We start from the raw sequence: 19,809 nt of genomic DNA on the forward strand, positions 1-19,809 counted from the left end.
GATGATCTCCGTACGCGGTCGCCGCCGGCGCTCGGGAGGATCGGGAGGAGGGCGGACGAGCCGCTACCCGGCCCGCGGACAGTGGCCGGGGTGCCGCCTCCGGCAGGGCGCGCTCAGTGCAGGACGGCGCGGTCGACGGTTCCGGGGGCCAGGACGTGCTCGATCACCATCACGGCCGCCCCCACGACGCCCGCCCTGTCGCCCAGCTCGCTGGTCCTGATGCTCAGGTGCTGGGTGGCCAGCGGGAGCGACCTGCTGTAGATGACCTCGCGGACCCCCGCCAGCACGTGCTCGCCCGCCTCGGCGATGTCGCCGCCGATCACTATCACCGCGGGGTTGAAGAAGTTCACGATGGAGGCCAGCACGTCGCCGACCTCGCGCCCCGCCTGCCTGATGAGCTGGACGGCCTGGGTGTTGCCCTGCCGTACGAGGTTGACCACGTCGCGGCTGTTGGACGCGGGCACCCCGGCCGCGGCCAGCTTGGCGGCCACGGAGGCGCCGCCCGCGACCGCCTCCAGGCAGCCGGTGTTGCCGCACCTGCACACCACGTCGGCCGCCGAGGAGACCCGCACGTGGCCGATGTCCCCCGCCGCGCCCTGCGCGCCCCTGTGCAGGCGGCGGTCGGAGATGATGCCGCACCCTATGCCGGTGCCGATCTTTACGAACACCAGCTGGTCGGCCTCGGGCCTGGCGGCCCAGTGCTCGCCGAGGGCCATGATGTTCACATCGTTGTCCACCAGGACGGCGGCGCCGAGCCGTTCTCCGAGCCACTCGGGGACGGGGAAGCCGTCCCAGCCGGGCATTATCGGCGGGTTGATCGGCCGTCCTGAGGCGTGCTCGACGGGCCCTGGAAGGCCCACGCCCACGCCGCACACCTGCTCGACGGTGTGTCCGGTCTCGTCAAGGAGCTCGAGGAAGGTGTCGAGGAGCCATTGCAGCGTCGGCTCGGGACCCTTGTCGATGGCCAGGTCGGAGGTGCGTTCGGCGAGGACGGTGGTGGCCAGGTCGGTCACCGCGACCCTCGCGTGGGTGGCGCCGAGGTCGGCGGACAGGACGACGCGGGCGGAGCTGTTGAACGCGAACGCCACGGCGGGCCTGCCGCCGGAGGAGATGGCGTCCTCGGTGGGCACGATCCACTGGTGGGTGAGCAGGGCGTCGAGGCGCTGCGAGACCGTGGACCTGGCCAGACCGGTGAGCTGGACGAGCTCGGCCCTCGTGCGGGCCTGGCCGTCCCTCAGGATCGCGAGCAGCGCGCCTGCTCCGGCGACCGTGCCGACCGGTTCGTTCAGCATGTCCGGAGACAACGCCGCTCCTTCCGCCGCCTGAAACATGATATGTCGAATTGAATCACACTTCTGCTTGACCATCGGCGGAAGAATCATGTCCTCCTTTAGTGTGCCGCCTGGTCCGAGCTGGCGTGTTCTTGGGGCGAGGAGGGGTCTCGAGGGGGCGGGGGGTGTGCAGGGAAGGGGTGGTCCCGGCAGGCGGGGGAGCCCTGCGAAAGGGGGTGCGCCGGGAAGGGTGGTCCGGCGGGCGGGGGTGTCGGTGGGGGCGCGTCAGCCGTTGGTCAGCCAGCGGATCGGGTTCACCCGGGTGATCGCCTGGATCGTCTCCTCCTCCACGCCGCCCTCGCGCAGCAGGGGGAGCAGCGTGCGGAAGACGTGGGAGTAGCCCGCGCCGCCGTACCTCTGGAGCTGGGCGACGCGGGAGACGCCGCTGCCGAGCAGCAGGCGGTCGCCGTGCCCCTCGGAGATCAGCTCCATCGCCACCCTGGCCGCCTGCGGGGCGCCGAGGCCCACGGAGGAGAGGCTGACGTACGCCCCGGCTTCGGCGATCTTGCGGGCGACGGCGACGTCGTTGCCGGTGAAGGAGACGCTGACCCGCGAGCCGGGCAGACCCTCGCCCAGCAGGATCTCCAGCAGCGCGGGCCCGTTCTGGCCGTGGGTGGCGACGGGCAGGCGGCTGGACAGGGAGGCGCGGGCGGCGGCGACCAGGCAGCGCTCCTCCACCGGCGACGGCTCCTGACCCCAGGCGCCGACCTCGCCGATGACGCCTGGCAGCACGCCCGTGCCGTCCAGGCCCGAGGTGATCTCGTCCATCAGCCGCGCGGTGAGGGTGTCGACGTCGTCCTCGCGGACCTGGGTGAACGGCTCGGCGAACAGCCCCGTCGAGGCGATGACGGGCACCCTGCTGCCCGCGGCGACGCGGGCGAGGGAGGTGGCGTCCCTGCCCATGCCGATGCAGGACAGCTCGACGGTGAGACCGAGATCGTCGGACTGGCGCAGCTCGCGGAGCTCGTGGGTGACGGTGCGCTCCTCGTCGAGCCAGCGGTGCGGGTCGGAGTCGATACCGACCGCCCAGCGCAGGTCGCAGCGCAGGTGCTCATGGGGGAGGACGGCGCCGGTGATCGCGTCGGCGCGGATCTGACCGGTGACGGTCCGTAGAAGGGCCTCAGGCATGGACGACATTAACCCGTATTTGCCGCTAAACGCCTCATGTCTGCCGAAAGCTTTACCTGATGAATGTTTCAGCGCTGACCTGCGAAGAGTCCGGCCGTGTTTGACGGCTTGACGGCGCGCGAGTGACTCTCCACGCGACATGCGCGCCGCGGTCGACGGTCAGGGTCTCCGGGCGACTCCTGGACGAAGGGACACGCCGTACATGATTCGGTGGATACTCGCAGCGCTGTTGACGATCTCGGCGGTGGCGGCGGTGGTCTCCGCGCCCGCGCCGCAGGAGGCCGCGGCACTCTCCGCCCCCGCGCAGCAGGAGACCTACGAGTGGAAGAACGTGAGGATCGACGGAGGCGGCTTCGTCCCCGCGATCGTCTTCAACCAGAGCGAGAAGAACCTGATCTACGCCAGGACCGACATCGGCGGCGCCTACCGATGGGAGCAGGCCACCAGGACGTGGACCCCGCTGCTCGACTGGGTGGGCTGGGACAGGTGGGGCTACAACGGCGTGGACAGCCTGGCCACCGACCCGGTGCAGCCGGACAGGGTGTACGCGGCGGTCGGGATGTACACCAACAGCTGGGACCCGAACAACGGCGCGATCCTGCGCTCGGCCGACAAGGGCGCGACCTGGCAGGTCTCGCCGCTGCCGTTCAAGCTGGGCGGCAACATGCCGGGCAGGGGCATGGGTGAGCGGCTGGCCGTCGACCCCAGGGACAACAGGATCCTCTATCTCGGCGCGCCCAACGGCAACGGCCTCTGGAAGAGCTCCGACTACGGCGCGACCTGGGCGAAGGTGTCCTCTTTTCCCAACCCTGGCGACTACGCGCCCGACCCGAGCGACCCCAACGGCTACTCCAGCCACAGGCCGGGCGTGGTCTGGGTGACGATCGATCCGGTGACCAGGGCGATCTACGCGGGCGTCGCCGACAAGGAGAACATCCTCTACCGCTCCGCCGACAACGGCGCGACCTGGCAGCGCGTGCCGGGCCAGCCGACCGGCCATCTGCCGCACAAGGGCGTGCTCGACCACGTCAACGGCCTGCTCTACCTGGCCACCAGCGACACGGCCGGCCCCTACGACGGGGCCAAGGGCGACGTGTGGCGCCTCGACACCCGCACAGGCGAGTGGACCAGGATCAGCCCGATCCCCTCCACCAGCGAGGACGACTACTTCGGCTACAGCGGCCTGACCATCGACAGGCAGGACCCGCAGACCCTCATGGTCGCCACCCAGATCTCCTGGTGGCCCGACGTGATCTTCTTCAGGTCCACCGACTCGGGCGCGACCTGGACGAGGGTGTGGGACTGGGCCTCCTATCCCAACAGGTCCTTCCGCTACACGATGGACGTCTCGTCCGCTCCGTGGCTGACGTTCGGCGGCAACCCGCAGCCGCCCGAGGTCACGCCGAAGCTGGGCTGGATGACCGAGTCGCTGGAGATCGACCCCTTCGACTCCAACAGGATGATGTACGGCACCGGCGCCACCATCTACGGCACAGAAGACTTGCTCAAGTGGGACACAGGGGGCCAGTTCACGATCAGGCCGATGGTGAGGGGGCTGGAGGAGACCGCCGTGCTCGACCTGGTCAGCCCGCCCACGGGAGCCCCGCTCGTCAGCGGTCTCGGTGACATCGGCGGGTTCAGGCACGCCTCGCTAGACGCGGTGCCGCCGATGATGTTCACCTCGCCCGGCTTCACCTCGACCACCAGCCTCGACTACGCCGAGAAGAACCCCGCCGTGATGGCCCGCTCCGGCAACGCCGACGGCAGCAACGTGGCCTTCTCCACCGACGGCGGCGCGAACTGGTTCCAGGGCTCGGAGCCTTCGGGCGTGACGGGAGGCGGCACGATCGCGGCGGCGGCCGACGGCTCGCGCTTCGTGTGGTCTCCGCAGGGCGCCGCGCCGCACTACTCGGTCGGCTTCAGCACCTCGTGGACCGCCTCGGCCGGCCTGCCCTCCGGCGCGGTCGTCGAGTCGGACCGGGTGAACCCGTCGACGTTCTACGCCGTGGCGGGCGGCACGTTCTACCGCTCCACCGACGGCGGCGCCACCTTCACCGAGACCGCCGCTCCTGGCGCGGGCAAGTTCAAGGCGGTCCCCGGCCGTGAGGGCCACCTCTGGCTGGCCGGCGAGGGCGGGCTGTTCCGCTCCGCCGACTCCGGCGCCACCTTCACCAAGGTGCCGGGGGTCACCGGCGCGGTCAACATCGGGTACGGCAAGGCCGCCCCTGGCGCTTCCTACCCCGCGCTGTACGCGGTCGCCACGATCGACGGCGTGACGGGCGTCCACAGATCCGACGACACGGCCGCCACCTGGACCCGCATCAACGACGACAGGCACCAGTACGGGAACATGGGCGAGGCGATCACCGGCGACCCCCGCGTGTACGGGCGGGTCTACCTGGGCACCAACGGCCGCGGCATCCTGTACGCCGAGCGCTCGGGCTCCGACCCGACCCCCACCCCGACGCCGACCCCGACCCCGACGCCCACGCCCACTCCCACCCCGGGGACCGGCGGGTGCTCGGCCGCCTACAAGGTGACCAACTCGTGGCAGGGCGGATTCCAGGGCGAGGTCACGGTCAAGGCCGACAAGGCGATCAAGGGGTGGACCGTGTCGTGGGCCTTCCCAGCAGGCCAGCGGATCACCCAGCTCTGGAACGGCGCGCACACCCAGGAGGGCGCCGACGTGACGGTCAGGCACGTGGCGTGGAACGGCTCGCTGGCCCAGGGCGCGACGGCGACGTTCGGCTTCACCGGATCGTGGACAGGGTCGAACGGCGCGCCTTCACCGATCGGCTGCGCCGCTTCGTGACGGCGGGGACCGGAGTCCCGCTGGAGCACGCGTGATGGACGGACGGTCACCGGTGACCCCGGTGGCCGTGCGGGGGCTTGCCGTACAGGAGGGAGAATGAGGGGCATCGGACGGTACATGGATGCCCATTTCCGCCCCTTGGTCATGGCTTGGGCGCGGCGATCTGCCGAGCAGCTCTATTCGGGCTATTAGGCTGGATGGGTGGCAATCGACTCCGAAACCGGTGACGCCGACAAGCTGAAGGACGAAGCGGCGCGCCGCTCCGGCATTCACGGCTGGCTCGACGGCATCCGGTCCACTCGGACCGGTGCCCTCACACTCAAGATCGTCATCGGTGTGATCGGCACCGTGATGGTCGTGGGCGGCCTGATCATGGTGCCCTTCCCCGGGCCGGGCTGGCTGGTCGTCTTCGCGGGGCTGGCGGTGCTGGCCACCGAGTTCCAGTGGGCGCACAAGGTGCTGGAGTTCGGCAAGAGCGTCCTGCACGCCTGGACCGAGTGGTACAAGCAGCGCGGCTGGACGGTGCGCATCATCGTCCTGCTCGTCACGCTGGCCGTCATGGGTGTGATCATCTGGGCGGCGCTGAAGTTCAGCCTCGGCATCGACCTGGTCACCGAGGGGCGCAAGCTGCTCGGCGTCTAGCCTCCATACCGGTTCGGTCTGCGCGGAAGCGGACGAGGTGAGCGCTCCCTAAGCTGCCGCCGTGCTCTCCGTCCTCGTAGCGCTCGCCCTCATTCCCCTGCCCGGCGCCTCCGTGGTGCTCCACGAGAGACAGGCCGACCCCGTACGGCTGACCGCGTACGGCCTGGGCACCCAGCACGCCTATCTGCGAGGCCCGGCCGCCTTCGTCAGGCAGCGCGGCGCCTCCGAGATGGTCGTCTCGCCCGACGGGCGCAGGGCCGCCGCCGTACCCGCCGCCTACCTGGGCGGCCACGACACGCTCGTCGTCACCGACAGGGCAACGGGCAGGTCCAGGCGCATCCGCACCGTCGCCAGGCCGCTGATGGCCTCCTACGCCTCGTGGTCGCGCGACGGCAGGAAGGTCCTGCTGACGCTGGAGAAGAAGGTCTCGGGCAAGTGGCGCTCGATCGGCTACGTCACGGTCGACGTCGCCGCGGGCACCTCCCACACGACCGTCGTGGCGGGCGCCGACCCCGCCGCCACCTTCTGGTGGACCCCTGACGGAGCGGTGATCGCCCAGCGCAGGGGCGACGTGGTGGTCCACAGGGCGGGCGCCAAGCCGAAGGTGCTCAAGGGCGTCGGCACGCTCACGGGACCCGACCTGTTCTCGCCCTCGGGCAGGCGCATGACGACCTGGTGCCCCTCCAGGCTGGCCGAGCACGTCTGCCTGGTGAATCCGGCCACAGGGGCGATCGTCTCCCGCTCGAAGCTCAGGCCCGAGGCGGTGGTCGGCTGGTGGAACGACAGCTCGCTGATCGCCGTCGTGCCGTACAGGAACGACTACCGGCTCGTGGTCGCCGACACCGCGGGCGCCGTCGAACGGGTGCTCGCCGAGATCCCCGCCCGCACCTGGCGCGCGGAACTCTGGCTGAGCTTCACCCGTAAGTGAGAGGGTGCCTCCGTGAGTCCAAGCACGCTCCTTCTCGCCGCGGCGCTCGTCTTATCCGGCGCCGACGTCAAACTGCCAGGTCTCGGCGTCACCCTGCACGAGCAGCCCGGCGACCCCAAAAGGGTCAGCGCCTACACGACAGGAAACTCGTCCTACCTCAGGGCGGGCGGCTACTTCGCGGGGCAGCGCTCCTACAACGACCTCGCCGTCTCGCCGGGCGGCGCTTTCGTGGCCGCGATCCCGAGGAAGTTCGCCAAGGGCTACGACAGGGTCGCGATCGTCAACAGGGCGACCGGCAGGGTCTCCAAGATCCGCACGGTGAAGGCGCCCATGGTGGCGGGCACGCCGTACTGGTCGCCCGACGGGCGCAAGGTGGTGCTGACGGTCTCCAAGAGCGACGGCCGAGGCGGCGGCTGGCGCAGCGTCGGCTTCGTCGTCGTGGACGTCGCCGCCAAGCGCGCCAGGCTGGTCAAGGTCTCGGGCGCCTACCATGACGCGCTCTTCCAGTGGTCGCCCGACGGCAGGCGGGTCGTCTCCGACTACTGGGACGGCGTGCGCTTCTACCTGACCGACGGGCGGGTGGCCTGGACCCTCTGGCGTACGGGCGGGCTGGTCGGCGGCGAGAGCGCCTTCTCACCCGACGGCAGGCGCATGGCGACGTGGTGCCCCAAGAAGCACAAGGCGACGCTGTGCACCTGGAACCCCTACAACGGCAAGCTCGACAAGAAGGTGAAGGTTCCCGCGGTCGCCTCGTACGGCTGGTGGGACCGCGAGCACCTGATCGCGGTCGGACACCACGGCAAGGGCTACGCGAGCGTCGTGATCGACCTCGACGGCAAGCCCGTACGCCCCCTGGCCACCATCAGCCGCACCGCCTGGCGCGACTACGACCTCTACCTGAGCTACACCCGCCGCTGAGCGGGTGCCGCCGGCTAGAGGTAGAGGCCGGTGCCGTGGTCGGTTTCCTGGGTGGCGACGGCGTGCAGGTCGCGCTCTCTCATCACCAGGTAGACCTGGGTGTGCAGCTCGACTTCGTACTGGTCCTCGGGGTTGAGGAGCACCTTGTCGCCGACCTTCACCGAGCGCACGTTGGAGCCGACGCCGCAGACCTCTCCCCAAGCCAGCCGGTTGGCCATCTTGACGGTCGCGGGGATCACGATGCCTGCGCCGCTGCGCCGCTCCTCGCCGTCCTTCTCCAGCCGGATCATCACCCGGTCGTGGAGCATCTGGATCTCGAACTTGGGGTCTGCCACGAACGTCAGTGTACGCGGCGCCTGACCGGCCGATTTCCCCGACGGGCGGCCTGGCCGTGGGCTATAACGTTCCGGTAAACACCGGCGACTTTCCCTGAGGCGGCACGCGTGATCCTGTCCGGCGGGCCCGTCAGAAAGGGGCCGCGGCCCGAGCCGCCGGCCGGGGCGCGGGCGGGGGCGCTGGTGCCCGCCTACTTCCCTCCCGACGCCGCCCAGGGGGCGTGGCGGCGGCTGCTGGCCGCTCCTCCGCGCCTGGTCGTCGTCTCCGTCGACCACGGCCCTGGCGCCGCCAGGCAGGCGGCCTACGTGCCGTGCGTGGCGGCCCTGCTGGCGGCCGGCTGCGAGGTGCTCGGCTACGTCGACACCGACTTCGGCCTGCGCCCATCCGAGGAGGTCCGCGCCGACCTGCGCCGTTACCGGGATTGGTACGGGCTGCGCGGCGTCTTCCTCGACCAGGTCGCGGCCTCGGAGGAGCGCCTGCCGCACTACGCCGACCTGGTCGACGGCGTGCGCGGGACGATCGTCCTCAACCCCGGCGTCTACCCCGACTCCGGCTACGCGGCGCTCGCCGACCTCCTGGTCACCTTCGAGGGCCCGCTGTCGGCCTACCGCTCCATGCGCGAGCCCGCCTGGGCCCGCGCCTTCGCCAGGGGCCGCTTCTGTCACCTGGTCCACGACGTGCCCCACAGGCAGGTGGAGCCGACCCTGCGCAGAGCCGTACGGCACGCCGCCGTCGTGCACGTGACGGACAGGACGGGCGCCGCTCCATGGCGGGATCTTCCAACATATTTCGGGTGAGCATGGCAGGATGACCGCCATGATCATGGCCTTTGGCTCCTCCGACTGGCAATGGATCAACCCTCCCCGCGAGTGGACCGCCGACGACGGGCTCAGTCTGGTCTGCGATCCCGGCACGGACATGTGGCGGAAGACCCATTACGGCTACACCTACGACACCGCGCACCTGTTCGGGAGGATCGTCTCGGGGGACTTCCGGCTGACGCTGACGTTCTCGGGCGACTACGCCGAGCAGTACGACCAGGCGGGCGCGGTTCTGCGGGTCGACGAGGCCACCTGGATCAAGGCCGGGGTCGAGTACGTCGACGGCGCCTTCCACCTCAGCACCGTCGTGACCCGCGAGGTGTCCGATTGGTCGGTCCTGCCGCTCGGGCGCGCCACCGGCAGTGTCACCTTCGACCTGGAGCGCAGAGGCGACGCGGTGACCGTCCGCTACGGCCTGGACGGAGCCGAGCCCGAGGAGGTGCTCAGGCTCGCCGCCTTCCCTGAGGGGGTGCCCGCGCTCGCCGGCGCGATGGCGGCGGCCCCCGTCGGCAAGGGCTTCGCCGCCCGCTTCGACGACGTGCGCGTCACCGCCCTCTGACCGGCGGGTCCAGGGCTCACGGCAGCGTGAGTTCGGCGAACACCGGCCGGTGGTCGGTGTCACTGAGTTCGTGCACGCTGAACGCGCGCACTCCCATCCGCCTGTCGGCGAGCACGTGGTCGATCGTCACCCCCGGCAGCGGCCGCCATCCCTGCTGCGGCCAGGTCGCGGTGAAGCCCTGCCCCGTGACGTCGGCCGCGTCCTTGTAGCCCGAGTCGAGCAGCGCCCGCACCGGCCAGTGGTCGAGGGTGGCGTTGAAGTCGCCCGCCAGCACCGTCAGCCGCTCGCCCGCCCTGGGCAGCGCGGCCAGTCCCGAGCGCCAGCACGCCATCTTCTCGGCATGGCTGGGCGCGCACGGATGCACCGACACCACCTCGATCTCGGGTCCATTCGGAGGCTTGATCACCGCTCTGGCCTGGCGGAACCTGCCCAGCGCGATCAGCGGCCGCTCGGTCAGCGGGTGCAGGGAGTAGATGCCGGACCCCCAGACCCCGCCCTGGGACCTGTCCACGACGTGCGGCATCCGCTTGCGCAGGCCGAGCGCGTCGAGCCGCTTCCTGGCGTCAGGGGTGAGCTCCTGGATGGCGAGAACGTCTGGTTTGAGCCGTTCGACCAGCTTCACCAGCTCCGTGGTGTCTCCCGCCCCTACCGCCAGGTTCGCCGCCAGCACTTTGAACGTGGCGCCGTTCGCGGGCGGCTCCGCGTCGGTGAAGTACCGGGGCAGGACGGCCAGCGCCAGCGCTCCAGCCGTCACCACGGCCACCGCCATGGGGACCCACCGCCTCAGCAGGCCGGCCAGCAGCACCGGCACCACCGAGGCGGCGGCCACGTAGGGGGTGAAGGCGACCAGTTGGATCCACCGGTCGGCGAGGTCGGCCCCCGTCACTCTCAGCACCGCCCACACGGCGAACGGCACGACCACCAGCCAGGCGAGGAGAGTGCGGATCATGGAGCGGAACCTACCGGGTCAATGTGCAGAAACCGTGAAGAAGGTCAGACGGTCACCGAGGACTCGACGGGCAGGCCCGCCTCGACCCAGTCCTGGATGCCCTCGCGATAGGTGCGGACGTCGGTGTAGCCCAGCGCGGTCAGGCGGTTGGCCACGGCCTTGCTGTTGGGGCAGGACGGGTTGGAGCAGTAGGTGACGATCGCCGCGTCCCTGTCGGGCAGCAGCGCGGCGGCGCGCTCGGCCACCTCGCTCTCGACCAGGGCGATGGCGCCGGGCAGGTGCTGCTGCGCGTAGTAGTCGCCGCCGAGGGCGTCGACGACGGTGACGGCGCCTGCCTCGATCGCTGCCTTGAGATCGTCGCGGGAGATGTGCACGGTCATTGCGACCTCCGAGATAAATGGACTACAGTCCGTTTCGTGGATGCCACTGAAATTAGCGGACCGCAGTCCGGTTCGTCAAGCGAGGTACTGGAGATCCTGCGCACCCGCCCGCCCCAGGAGCGGGCCGACGCGGCCCGCAACCGTGAGAAGGTGCTGGCCGCCGCGGCCGCGCTGTTCGCGGACAAGGGCGTCGAGGCGGTCTCCATGGACGCGATCGCCGCGGCGGCGGGCGTGGGGAAGGGGACACTGTTCCGCAGGTTCGGCGACAAGTCGGGGCTGGCCGTGGCGCTGCTCGATGCCCGCGAGCGCGACCTGCAGGAGCGGATCCTGTCGGGTCCGCCGCCGCTGGGCCCGTCATCTGAGGCCGGACGGCCCGTCGCTACGCCGGCCGAACGGCTGGCGGCCTTCGTCCAGGCCTATCTCGACTACCTGTTCGCCCACCTCGACCTGGTGCGGATGTCGGAGACCGCCAGCCCGGGGGCGCGCTACCGCATCGGCGCGTACGGCTTCTGGCACAGGCACGTGGCGATCCTGCTGGGCGAGGCGCTGCCGGGCGAGGACGCCGAGGTGCTGTCCCACGCCGTCCTCGCCGTCCTGGCCGGGGAGAGCGCCGCCGCGCTCAAGGACAGGTACGGCGAGGAGCGCGCCAAGGGCGCCCTCGCCACGACCGCCCTGGCGCTCTGCCCCGCGACGTGACGGCCATCAGGACGGTTCCCTGCTCAGGACCGGTGCCAGCCCTCGGGCACCTTGTCGCCGTATTCGACGTCGGTGGCGCCGACGAGCGCCGCCAGATCGGCGATCTGCTCGGTGACCGCCTCGCGCAGCGCGGCCGTCGGCCGGACGTCTGCCTCCAGGTACAGACCCTCGATCACCAGGACCGCCCGGCTCCGGTCGAAGCGAGGTGAGAGCCGGCCTGTCAGGCGGTCGCCGTGCAGGATCGGCAGCAGGTAGTAGCCGTACTCCCGTTTGGCCTTCGGCACGTACATCTCGTTGCGGAAGGCGAAGCCCCACAGCCGTTCGGTGAGGCGCCGGTCGTTGATCAGATTGTCGAACGGCGACAGCAGCGCGGTCCGTCCCTGCCAGTGGCCCGCGCGGATCGCCTCCAGCTCGTCCAGCGCCTCGACGTGCACGTACCACGTTTCGGACGGAGGGCCGCCGTCGACCCGTACAGGCACGACGCGGCCCTGCTCCTTCAGGGTGCGCAGGATTTCGGGCAGGCCGGTGTACTGCCCACGGATGAAGTACTGCCTGACGTCCAGCGGGCGGGCCACCCCGAGGGCGCGCAGGGTGTGCTCCGTGGCCGCGGTGACCATCTCCAACGGTGACACCGCCTGCCTGTCGGCGTCCGGCGGCAGGCAGGCGTCGGGTAGCCCCCACAGCCGCTGCCCCGCGGCGCGGCCGGCCACCATGATCCTGCCCTGCAGCCACAGGAAGGTCAGCATCCGCTCGACGTTGCGGCCCGCAGTCCAGCCGCTGGAGGGCCAGTCCACCACCGAGCAGTCCTCGAAGGCGTCGGTGGGCAGGGGAGCGCCTTCGCCGAGCCGGCGCAGCACGTGCAGGCGAAGCGCGTCGTTCGCCTGCATCCAGCCTCTGGCGTACGACCGGTTCGCGGGGGGATAGGAGTCCATCGTCACCCGGTGGAGCGGGTAGTCCTCGGTGAGCACGAGGGCCGCGGCGTGGGCCCAGTACTCGAACAGCCACCGCTCGTGCCACCACAGTCCGGGCAGGTGGGAGCCTGCCTGCGGGCCGAGGCGGCTCCACAGGACGAGATCGTGGCTCGGGGCCACGACGCTGACGGGATCGAGCTGCAGGTAGCGCAGCGACCGGAGGACCGTGCGCAGGCTCTCCGCCCGTGCGGGCAGGCGGGGGCCGCCAGGTGCTGCCGCGTGAGGGCCAGCCGGCGCGCGTCCGCCTGGCTGATCGTCAGAGGTCGCTGGGATGGGGGCATCGCGGGGTTCCTCGCTCCGTCACCTGGGCCCGTGGGCGTGCGGTCCGGTGGCATACCCTACGGTGCCCCGCGCCTCTAGTGCGCGACAGGGGTGCGCGCCCTCCTCCTGGCCTCGGGGACGATCAGCGGGGTGCCCGACTGCGGATCGGCGATGATCTCGCACCGCAGGTCGAAGACCTGCTCGACCAGGTCGGACGTCATCACCGAGGCGGGCTCGCCCTCGGCCACCAGCACGCCGTCACGCATCACGAGCAGATGCGTGGCGTACCTGCAGGCCTGGTTGAGGTCGTGCAGCACCGCCACCATGGTCCGTCCCTGCTCGTGCAGGTCGGCGCAGAGGTCCAGCACCTCGATCTGGTGGGAGATGTCCAGGTAGGTGGTCGGCTCGTCCAGCAGCAGGATGGGCGTCTCCTGTGCCAGCGCCATGGCCAGCCACACCCGCTGTCGCTGCCCGCCTGACAGCTCGTCCACGATGCGTTCCGACAGCGAGGTGACGTCGGTGGCCGCCATCGCCGAGGCCACGGCCACCTCGTCGGCCTTGGACCACTGCCTCATCAGCCGCTGGTGCGGATAGCGCCCCCTGGCCACCAGGTCCGCCACGGTGATGCCGTCGGGCACGATGGAGGTCTGGGGGAGCAGCCCGAGCCTGCGCGCCACCTCCTTTGAGGGCAGCGAGGTGATCACGCTTCCGTCGAGGTGGACCGCGCCCGTCCTGGGCTTGAGCATGCGGGCCAGCGCTCGCAGCAACGTGGACTTCCCGCACGCGTTCGGGCCGATGATCACCGTGAAGGATCCGTCGGGGATCTCCACGTTCAACGACGACGCCACCACCCGCTGCTCGTAGGCGAGGGTGAGGTCGGAGCCGGTCAGACGAGCCATCAGCGGCGGTCCTTTCTCAGTAGCAGAGCCAGGTAGGTGCCGCCGATGGCGGCCGTCAGCACTCCGACGGGCAGCTGGGTGGGGGCGAGCAGCCGCTGGGCGGCCAGGTCGGCCGCGGTCAGCAGCACCGCGCCGGTGAGGGCGGAGGCGATGAGTGTCACGCCGGGGGAGCGGGTCAGACGCCTGGCCAGCTGAGGCGCGACCATGGCGACGAACATCACGGGCCCCGCGGCGGCCGTGGCCACGCCGCACAGCAGCACGCCCGCCACGATCGCCGCCGCCCGCACGGGCTCGACCCTGATGCCGACCGCCCGCGCGGCGTCGTCGCCCATCTCCATCATCCGCAGCGGCCTGGAGACCGCGCAGCACACGGGGACCAGCGCGGCCAGCGCGATCGCGACGGGAAGGGCGTGATCCCAGCCGCGGCCGCTGAGGCTGCCGTTGAGCCAGGCGCCCGCGTTGGCCGCGTCGTTGATGTTGGCCTTGGTCAGCAGGTAGTTGTCGGCGGCCAGCAGGACGGCGTTGACGCCGATGCCGACCAGGACGAGCCGGTAGCCCTGCACGCCCCTGCGGAAGGCGAGCGCGTAGACCAGGACCGCCGAGATCACGCAGCCGAGCATCGAGCCCGCGGCGATCTGCACCGCCGTACCGCCCATCACCACGGCGAGCACGCCGCCGGTGGCCGCGCCCGCGGTGAACCCGATGAAGTCGGGGCTGCCCAGCGGGTTGCGGGTGAGGCTCTGGAAGATGGCCCCGCTCAGCCCGAAGGCGGCGCCCACGGCGAGCCCGGTGACCACGCGGGGGGCGCGCAGCTCGCTCACGATCAGCTCGGCCACCGGCGTGCCCTGCCCGAACAGGGCGGTGACGATGTCGGCGACCGGCACGGTGAACTCGCCCGTGGAGACCGCCACCAGCGCCAGCGCGACCGCGGCCGCCACCAGCGCGAGGCTCACCACGAGAGCACGGGGGGCGGGCCGCATGGAGTAGGGCCCGACCCTGACAGGAGTCGTCATAGCGCGGCCAACCTCCTGCGCCTGGCCAGCAGGATGAAGACGGGCGCGCCGACCACCGCGCACATGATGCCCACCTGCACCTCTCCGGGGGTCGCGATGACGCGCCCCACGATGTCCGCGCCGAGCAGCAGCACCGGCGCCAGCACCGCCGCGTACGGCAGCAGCCACCGCTGGTCGGGCCCCACGACCGCCCTGACCGCGTGCGGCACCGCCAGCCCGACGAACCACAGCGGCCCAGCCCCCGCGGTGGCCGCGCCGCACAGCAGCGTCACGGCGACGGCGGTCAGCACCCTGGTGCGTCCGACGGCCACGCCGAGCGCCCTGCCCGCCTCCTCGCCCAGAGCCAGGGCGTTGAGCGGCTTGGCGAGCAGCAGGCCGAGCGCGATGCCTGCCGCCATGAAGGGCACCAGGCGCATGATCACGTCGGAGGTCTGCGCGGCGAGCGAGCCGGTGAGCCAGAACCGCATCCGGTCGAAGGCCTGGGAGTCCATGCGCAGGATCGCCGAGGAGACGGCGGTGAAGACCATGCCGAGCGCCACGCCTGCCAGTGCCAGCCGTACGGGGGAGGCGCCCGAACGCGCGGCCGAGCCGAGCGCGTAGGCCAGCGCGGAGGCCAGCGCGGCGCCCGCGAAGGCGAACCACACGTAGACGGCGGGGTTGGTGAGACCGAGCAGCCCGATCGCGATCGTCGCGCCGAGCGCCGCGCCCTGGTTGATGCCGAGCAGCCCTGGATCGGCCAGCGGGTTGCGCGTCAGGCTCTGCATGAGCGCGCCCGCGAGACCGAGCGCGGCTCCGACGCCGAGGCCGAGGATGGTGCGCGGCACCCGCAGCTCGCGGATCACGGTGTGGTCGCTGGAGCCGTCGGGCGCGGTGAAGGCGGTGAGAACCGTCGACAGCGGCACCGAGCGCGCGCCGAGTGCGACGCTCAGCAACGCGACCAGTACGAGCAGGCCGAGCGCGGCGAGCAGCCCCGCCGCGAGTACGGCGGAGCGGCCCCGTTCGGCGGCGGAGGGCTCCGTCTTCGCGGTGTCCGCCAGGGGAGGCGCGGTCATGGTCCCTCTCGTCGTAAAGGGTTAGGCAAGGCTAATCTAACAAGTCATGAATGAGGTAAGCCTAGCCTTAGGAGCCGATATGTCTGTATCCAGGAGGGGGTTCCTGGGCCTCGTGCTCGCGGCCACGGCCTGTGGATCCGAGTCGCGCACGACCCCGACCGCCGCCGCACGTAACGCGTGGTCCTTCACCGACGACCGCGGCAGGAAGATCGATCTGCCGGCGCGGCCGACCCGGGTGGTCGCCCAGGTCAGCGCCGCCGCCACGCTGTGGGACTTCGGTGTGCGCCCGATGGCGGTCTTCGGCCCGCACCGCCTGGAGAGCGGAGCCAAGGACCCGGAGGCGGGCGACATCGACATCGCCAAGGTCCAGGCGATCGGCAACGCGTGGGACGAGTTCAACGTCGAGCGGTACATCGCGCTCAGGCCCGAGGTGCTCATCGCGGGGATGTATCTGAAGAACGAGCTGTGGTACGTGCCCGCCAAGTCCAGCGCCGCGATCGAACAGGTGGCCCCGACCATCGGCATCCAGCAGGAGAACAAGGCGGGCGACGAGCTCATCAGGCGCTACGAGCAGCTGGCCGTCGCGCTCGGCGGCGCGGCGCAGGAGCAGGCAAGGGCGAGATTCGTGGCGGCGGAGAAGGCGCTCGTGAAGGCGGTGGGGCCGAAGGTGCTGTTCTGTGCCGCCTCGCCCGACCAGTTCTGGGTGTGTGACCCGCGGAAGTTCCCCGACCTGCAGTACCTGCTGTCCAAGGGGCTCGACATCGTCGTACCCGACCGGCCCGACGGCTACTACGAGACCCTCAGCTGGGAGAACGTCGACAAGTACGACGCCGATGCGATCTTCCTCGACGCTCGCGCCCAGTCGATGAAGGCCTCGGAGGTGATCGCGAAGCCGACCTGGCCGAAGGGCGCTCAGGTGTACCCGTGGCGGGCCGAGATGCGCTTCAGCCACCAGGGCTATGCGGTGCTGCTGGAGGAGCTGGCGGCGAACCTGGCAAAGGTAAGGCTAAGCTAACCGTTCAGCCCGTTTTAGGTAAGGCTCACCTTAGGAGTTCCAAATGTCGGTATCCCGTAGGGGATTCGTCGCGGCGGCCACCGGCCTGGGCGCCCTCCTTGCCCTCGCCGCCTGCGGCGGGGAGCCGGCGTCCGCGCCCGCCGCCTCCGCCGCGAACGCCGCGCAGACGAGCGCCGCCGTCACCCCCTTCTCCTACACCGACGACCGCGGCAAGAAGATCGACCTGCCGAAGACGCCCACGAGGATCGTCGCGCAGGTCGGCTCGGCCGCCGCGCTCTGGGACTTCGGCGTGCGCCCCATCGCCGTCTTCGGCCCCCACAAGCTCGAGAACGGCAAGACCGACCCCCAGGTCGGCAACGTGGACATCACCAAGGTCCAGGGCCTGGGCAACGTGTGGGACGAGTTCAACGTCGAGCAGTACATCGGCCTGCAGCCCGAGCTCCTGGTCAGCAGCATGTACCTGAAGGACGACCTCTGGTACGTGCCCGCCAAGTCCAAGGACACGATCGAGAAGGTCGCCCCCACCGCGGGCGTCATGCTCACCGGCAGGAACGCCACCGAGGTCATCACCAAGTACGGCGAGCTCGCCGCCAAGCTCGGCGCGAACCTCGAAGCCCCCGAGATCACCCAGGCCAAGACCCGCTACGAGGCGGCGCTGGCCGAGCTCGAGAAGCTCGCGGCGAAGGGCCTGAAGATCGAGCTGGTCTCCGGCAGCCCCGACGCGATGTACGTCTCGACGCCCGAGATGGTCCCCGACTTCAAGCTGCTGAGCGACGCGGGGCTCGACATCGTCAAGCCCAAGGTCGACGCCCAGGGCTACTTCGAGCCGCTGAGCTGGGAGAACGCCGACAAGTACGAGGCGGACGTCGTCCTGTTCGACAGCAGGACCCAGGCGCTCGGCCTGGAGGAGATGAGGAAGAAGCCGACCTTCGCCAAGCTTCCCGCGGTCGCCAAGGGCCAGGTCTACCCGATGTGGGTGGAGACTCCCTACAGCTACCAGAAGTGGGCCGACCAGCTCGAAGAGCTCGTCGCCAACCTGCAGAAGGCTAGTAAGCTCCCCTGACCTCGACGATCTCGGCCAGCGGGAACTCGAGGTAGTCTCCCGCCTCCTCGCACCAGGCGTCGAGCGTGCCGCCGCGCAGCTCGCCGTGGCTTATCGTCGCGGTCAGCCCGTCGGTCAGCGTGATGCCCGCCCGCACCCCGCGGTCGACGACGAAGCCGAGCAGCGACTGCTGGGCGGTCGGCAGCCTGGTGGCGTTCCTGCCGATGATGGCCCAGGTGCGGCCGTTCTGCTCGGCGCCCTCCTGCGACTCCAGCAGGCGGCGGGCGTGCTCGTGCGGGTCGGGCAGCGGCTCGGCCAGGGCGTGGGCCCCGTGGTGGAGCTGGGAGTCGAGCTCGGCCACCTGGCCGCCGGGCAGCAGGATCAGCTTGCCGTTCTGCGCGTCGTCTGAGCCCGCGCTTCTGGAGCGCCTGATGGTGATCTCCCCCGTGTCGGCGATCGGCACGGGGGCGTAGCCGTTCTCGCGCAGCGCGGCCAGTGTGCGCTCGGCGGGTGTGGAGCTGACCAGCACGGTGGGGGCCAGCAGCCGCAGCCCCAGCCTGGACAGGCGGCGATGCGCGGCGATCTCGGCCAGCAGCGCGGGGTCGGAGGCCTGCACGATGCAGGCCACCGTCGTCACCGTCACCTCACCGTGCCTGCGCGCGACGTCGCGCACGAGGTACTCCAGCGGCTGGGGGATCTGGCCGACCTCGCTCAGCTCGGCGAGCAGCTCGTCGGCGTCGTAGCCCACGTCGAGCGCGCCGCGGACGCTCTCGGTGGTGAAGCGCCACACCGAGGCGGCCCCCCCGCGACTCGCGCTCGGCCACCCTGTCGAGCAGTTCGGCCAGCTCGGTGGAGGGCGGGCCCGTGACCACCGCGGTCAGGTCGGGGCCGAACAGCGCGCTCCTGCGCACGCTGGCCAGCGCCCTGGTCGAGGCCTCCACCAGCACGGGGTCGTGCTCGACGAGCGGGACGGTGTCGTCGTTCTCGTCGCCCGCGTGGGCGCCCAGCCCCGCCAGCGCCCTTCCGAGGTCGGTGAGCGCGTCGTTGGCCAGCACGCCGAGCAGCCTGGCCTCCTCGAGCGCCGCCGCCGCGCAGTCGGTCAGCAGGGCCTGGTCGAGCAGCGGCGCGTGCCAGTGGGCGTTGCGGACCAGGCTGCCCCTGTCGGCGAAGGCGGTGCCCGAGGGCAGGTGAGACAGCACCCCCAGCACGGCCCTGCGGACCCTGGCGACGGCCGCGCCGCTCTGGTCGTCGCCGAGGACGGTGGGGTACTTGCCCTCGACCTTGCGCAGCGACGAGCGCTCCATGCGCCACCAGGCCGACAGCAGCACCCGCAGCCTGGCCGAGCCCTCATCGAGCCGCCACCTGTCGAAGCGTTCGGTGGGGACCATGCCGCCCGACTTCTCGTCGAAGGCCAGCAGCCTGGAGACCGCGCAGATCTCCAGCAGCAGCCTGGTCTCGTCCTCGTCGCAGCCGGTCTCCTTGGCGACCCTGCGCACCTCGCGCACGCCCACCCCGCCGGTCTTCAGCAGCGGCAGCGGGGTCTTGGCGGTGTTGTCGAGCAGCGCCGCGCACCGCTCGACGACGTGCGGGGCGGCCAGTGTCATCAGGTGGTCGACCTCTTCGGGGTCGACGGGGATCGTCGCGATCTCGGGGGGCTCGGGGGAGAAGGGCGGGTGATAGCCGGGCCCGCGCACCGACAGCGCGACCTCGCGCGGCATCTCGGCGACCTCCCATCGAGGGCGGTAGAGCAGGCCGTGGTCGGCGGCCCACTTCTCCGGCGTGCCCAGCATCACGAACCTGCCGCCGTCGACGTCGCGGACGGGGCCGTCCCACGCGAAGTCGGCCAGCAGCCGCTCGGTGCCCTCGGGGGCGTTGCGCAGCAGGGCCGCCAGCCGTACGCCGTCGGAGAGCACCTCGGTCACCCTGGCGATCGTGCGCCGCTTGTTGCCGTGGGGCGGAAGGCCGAGGTTGCGGGCCAGCGCGCGCAGGGTGTCGTTGCTGACGGTCCAGGAGTTGAGGTAGTGGTCGAGCGGCTCGCCGAGGCCGAGAGGCGCCG

The 19,809-nt window shown here is 71.0% G+C and carries 19 protein-coding genes; 9 read left to right on the top strand and 10 right to left on the bottom strand.

The window, feature by feature from the left end:
* Positions 1-113: 113 nt before the first annotated feature.
* Both ABFX55_RS48910 and ABFX55_RS48915 read right to left on the bottom strand, forming a co-directional pair.
* Positions 114-1,292 carry an ROK family protein gene (locus tag ABFX55_RS48910; RefSeq protein ID WP_346131023.1) on the bottom strand — a complete coding sequence of 393 codons (1,179 nt, stop codon included), beginning with the start codon at positions 1,290-1,292 and terminating at the stop codon, positions 114-116.
* A 264-nt stretch (positions 1,293-1,556) separates the two neighbouring features.
* Entirely contained in the window at positions 1,557-2,459 is a 903-nt protein-coding gene (locus ABFX55_RS48915; protein WP_346131024.1) for a phosphotriesterase family protein, read from the bottom strand.
* A gap of 202 nt (positions 2,460-2,661) precedes the next feature.
* Here ABFX55_RS48915 and ABFX55_RS48920 point away from each other — a divergent pair, with 202 nt between their 5' ends.
* The 4 genes from ABFX55_RS48920 to ABFX55_RS48935 all read left to right on the top strand — a co-directional run bounded on the left by ABFX55_RS48920 (position 2,662) and on the right by ABFX55_RS48935 (position 7,759).
* Positions 2,662-5,271, top strand: a complete 2,610-nt coding sequence (locus tag ABFX55_RS48920; protein WP_346131026.1) for a cellulose binding domain-containing protein — start codon at positions 2,662-2,664, stop codon at positions 5,269-5,271.
* Between the two features lie 201 nt (positions 5,272-5,472).
* A complete protein-coding gene (locus tag ABFX55_RS48925; RefSeq protein WP_346131028.1) occupies positions 5,473-5,913 on the top strand; it encodes a TIGR02611 family protein in 441 nt (146 codons plus the stop codon).
* A 61-nt stretch (positions 5,914-5,974) separates the two neighbouring features.
* Positions 5,975-6,841 (top strand): TolB-like translocation protein, encoded by an 867-nt coding sequence (locus ABFX55_RS48930; protein WP_346131030.1) that lies wholly within the window; start codon positions 5,975-5,977, stop codon positions 6,839-6,841.
* A gap of 12 nt (positions 6,842-6,853) precedes the next feature.
* Complete coding sequence (locus tag ABFX55_RS48935; RefSeq protein ID WP_346131031.1) at positions 6,854-7,759, top strand: TolB family protein; 906 nt, start codon at positions 6,854-6,856, stop codon at positions 7,757-7,759.
* A gap of 14 nt (positions 7,760-7,773) precedes the next feature.
* Here ABFX55_RS48935 and ABFX55_RS48940 read toward each other — a convergent pair whose 3' ends face one another.
* Positions 7,774-8,094 carry a GroES family chaperonin gene (locus tag ABFX55_RS48940; protein ID WP_346131033.1) on the bottom strand — a complete coding sequence of 107 codons (321 nt, stop codon included), beginning with the start codon at positions 8,092-8,094 and terminating at the stop codon, positions 7,774-7,776.
* 108 nt (positions 8,095-8,202) lie between these two features.
* On the opposite strand from ABFX55_RS48940, the gene ABFX55_RS48945 reads away from it, so the two are divergent.
* A complete protein-coding gene (locus tag ABFX55_RS48945; protein WP_346131034.1) occupies positions 8,203-8,892 on the top strand; it encodes a spherulation-specific family 4 protein in 690 nt (229 codons plus the stop codon).
* A gap of 19 nt (positions 8,893-8,911) precedes the next feature.
* Positions 8,912-9,475 carry a DUF1349 domain-containing protein gene (locus tag ABFX55_RS48950; RefSeq protein ID WP_346131035.1) on the top strand — a complete coding sequence of 188 codons (564 nt, stop codon included), beginning with the start codon at positions 8,912-8,914 and terminating at the stop codon, positions 9,473-9,475.
* Between the two features lie 16 nt (positions 9,476-9,491).
* Here the strand turns inward: ABFX55_RS48950 and ABFX55_RS48955 are convergent, their stop codons facing one another.
* Both ABFX55_RS48955 and ABFX55_RS48960 read right to left on the bottom strand, forming a co-directional pair.
* Positions 9,492-10,424 (bottom strand): endonuclease/exonuclease/phosphatase family protein, encoded by a 933-nt coding sequence (locus tag ABFX55_RS48955; protein ID WP_346131036.1) that lies wholly within the window; start codon positions 10,422-10,424, stop codon positions 9,492-9,494.
* Between the two features lie 44 nt (positions 10,425-10,468).
* Positions 10,469-10,804, bottom strand: coding sequence for a rhodanese-like domain-containing protein (locus ABFX55_RS48960; protein WP_183658433.1), 336 nt, complete (start codon positions 10,802-10,804; stop codon positions 10,469-10,471).
* 36 nt (positions 10,805-10,840) lie between these two features.
* Between ABFX55_RS48960 and ABFX55_RS48965 the strand changes: the two genes are divergently transcribed.
* The gene (locus ABFX55_RS48965; RefSeq protein ID WP_346131037.1) at positions 10,841-11,500 is read left to right on the top strand and encodes a TetR/AcrR family transcriptional regulator; all 660 of its coding nucleotides are present in this window, start codon (positions 10,841-10,843) and stop codon (positions 11,498-11,500) included.
* A 23-nt stretch (positions 11,501-11,523) separates the two neighbouring features.
* Here ABFX55_RS48965 and ABFX55_RS48970 read toward each other — a convergent pair whose 3' ends face one another.
* The 4 genes from ABFX55_RS48970 to ABFX55_RS48985 all read right to left on the bottom strand — a co-directional run bounded on the left by ABFX55_RS48970 (position 11,524) and on the right by ABFX55_RS48985 (position 15,696).
* Positions 11,524-12,744 carry a DNA glycosylase AlkZ-like family protein gene (locus tag ABFX55_RS48970; protein ID WP_346131492.1) on the bottom strand — a complete coding sequence of 407 codons (1,221 nt, stop codon included), beginning with the start codon at positions 12,742-12,744 and terminating at the stop codon, positions 11,524-11,526.
* Between the two features lie 83 nt (positions 12,745-12,827).
* Complete coding sequence (locus tag ABFX55_RS48975) at positions 12,828-13,631, bottom strand: ABC transporter ATP-binding protein (protein WP_346131038.1); 804 nt, start codon at positions 13,629-13,631, stop codon at positions 12,828-12,830.
* Positions 13,631-14,644: a FecCD family ABC transporter permease gene (locus tag ABFX55_RS48980; RefSeq protein ID WP_346131039.1), complete on the bottom strand. Its 1,014-nt coding sequence runs from the start codon at positions 14,642-14,644 to the stop codon at positions 13,631-13,633. Before ABFX55_RS48980 ends, ABFX55_RS48975 begins: the two co-directional genes overlap by 1 nt.
* Entirely contained in the window at positions 14,641-15,696 is a 1,056-nt protein-coding gene (locus ABFX55_RS48985; protein ID WP_346131041.1) for a FecCD family ABC transporter permease, read from the bottom strand. The genes ABFX55_RS48980 and ABFX55_RS48985 overlap by 4 nt, the downstream gene beginning before the upstream one ends.
* A gap of 79 nt (positions 15,697-15,775) precedes the next feature.
* Here ABFX55_RS48985 and ABFX55_RS48990 point away from each other — a divergent pair, with 79 nt between their 5' ends.
* Positions 15,776-16,711, top strand: coding sequence for an ABC transporter substrate-binding protein (locus ABFX55_RS48990; RefSeq protein ID WP_346131043.1), 936 nt, complete (start codon positions 15,776-15,778; stop codon positions 16,709-16,711).
* A 43-nt stretch (positions 16,712-16,754) separates the two neighbouring features.
* Positions 16,755-17,774 (top strand): ABC transporter substrate-binding protein, encoded by a 1,020-nt coding sequence (locus ABFX55_RS48995; RefSeq protein ID WP_346131045.1) that lies wholly within the window; start codon positions 16,755-16,757, stop codon positions 17,772-17,774.
* On the opposite strand, the gene ABFX55_RS49000 is transcribed toward ABFX55_RS48995, so the two are convergent.
* On the bottom strand, positions 17,758-18,543 hold the full coding sequence (locus ABFX55_RS49000) for a helicase-associated domain-containing protein (protein ID WP_346131047.1): 786 nt from the start codon (positions 18,541-18,543) through the stop codon (positions 17,758-17,760). The two genes, ABFX55_RS48995 and ABFX55_RS49000, sit on opposite strands and share 17 nt — an antisense overlap.
* Positions 18,544-19,809 lie beyond the last annotated feature (1,266 nt).

The organism is Nonomuraea roseola (assembly GCF_039535395.1).
GTDB classification, from domain to species: domain Bacteria; phylum Actinomycetota; class Actinomycetes; order Streptosporangiales; family Streptosporangiaceae; genus Nonomuraea; species Nonomuraea roseola.

Excerpts from the sequence above, each read along its gene's own strand:
- ABFX55_RS48910 (WP_346131023.1), bottom strand. The coding sequence starts at position 1,292 with ATGCTGAACGAACCGGTCGGCACGGTCGCCGGAGCAGGCGCGCTGCTC.
- ABFX55_RS48915 (WP_346131024.1), bottom strand. The coding sequence starts at position 2,459 with ATGCCTGAGGCCCTTCTACGGACCGTCACCGGTCAGATCCGCGCCGAC.
- ABFX55_RS48920 (WP_346131026.1), top strand. The coding sequence starts at position 2,662 with ATGATTCGGTGGATACTCGCAGCGCTGTTGACGATCTCGGCGGTGGCG.
- ABFX55_RS48950 (WP_346131035.1), top strand. The coding sequence starts at position 8,912 with ATGATCATGGCCTTTGGCTCCTCCGACTGGCAATGGATCAACCCTCCC.
- ABFX55_RS48955 (WP_346131036.1), bottom strand. The coding sequence starts at position 10,424 with ATGATCCGCACTCTCCTCGCCTGGCTGGTGGTCGTGCCGTTCGCCGTG.
- ABFX55_RS48960 (WP_183658433.1), bottom strand. The coding sequence starts at position 10,804 with ATGACCGTGCACATCTCCCGCGACGATCTCAAGGCAGCGATCGAGGCA.
- ABFX55_RS48975 (WP_346131038.1), bottom strand. The coding sequence starts at position 13,631 with ATGGCTCGTCTGACCGGCTCCGACCTCACCCTCGCCTACGAGCAGCGG.
- ABFX55_RS48980 (WP_346131039.1), bottom strand. The coding sequence starts at position 14,644 with ATGACGACTCCTGTCAGGGTCGGGCCCTACTCCATGCGGCCCGCCCCC.
- ABFX55_RS48985 (WP_346131041.1), bottom strand. The coding sequence starts at position 15,696 with ATGACCGCGCCTCCCCTGGCGGACACCGCGAAGACGGAGCCCTCCGCC.
- ABFX55_RS48990 (WP_346131043.1), top strand. The coding sequence starts at position 15,776 with ATGTCTGTATCCAGGAGGGGGTTCCTGGGCCTCGTGCTCGCGGCCACG.
- ABFX55_RS48995 (WP_346131045.1), top strand. The coding sequence starts at position 16,755 with ATGTCGGTATCCCGTAGGGGATTCGTCGCGGCGGCCACCGGCCTGGGC.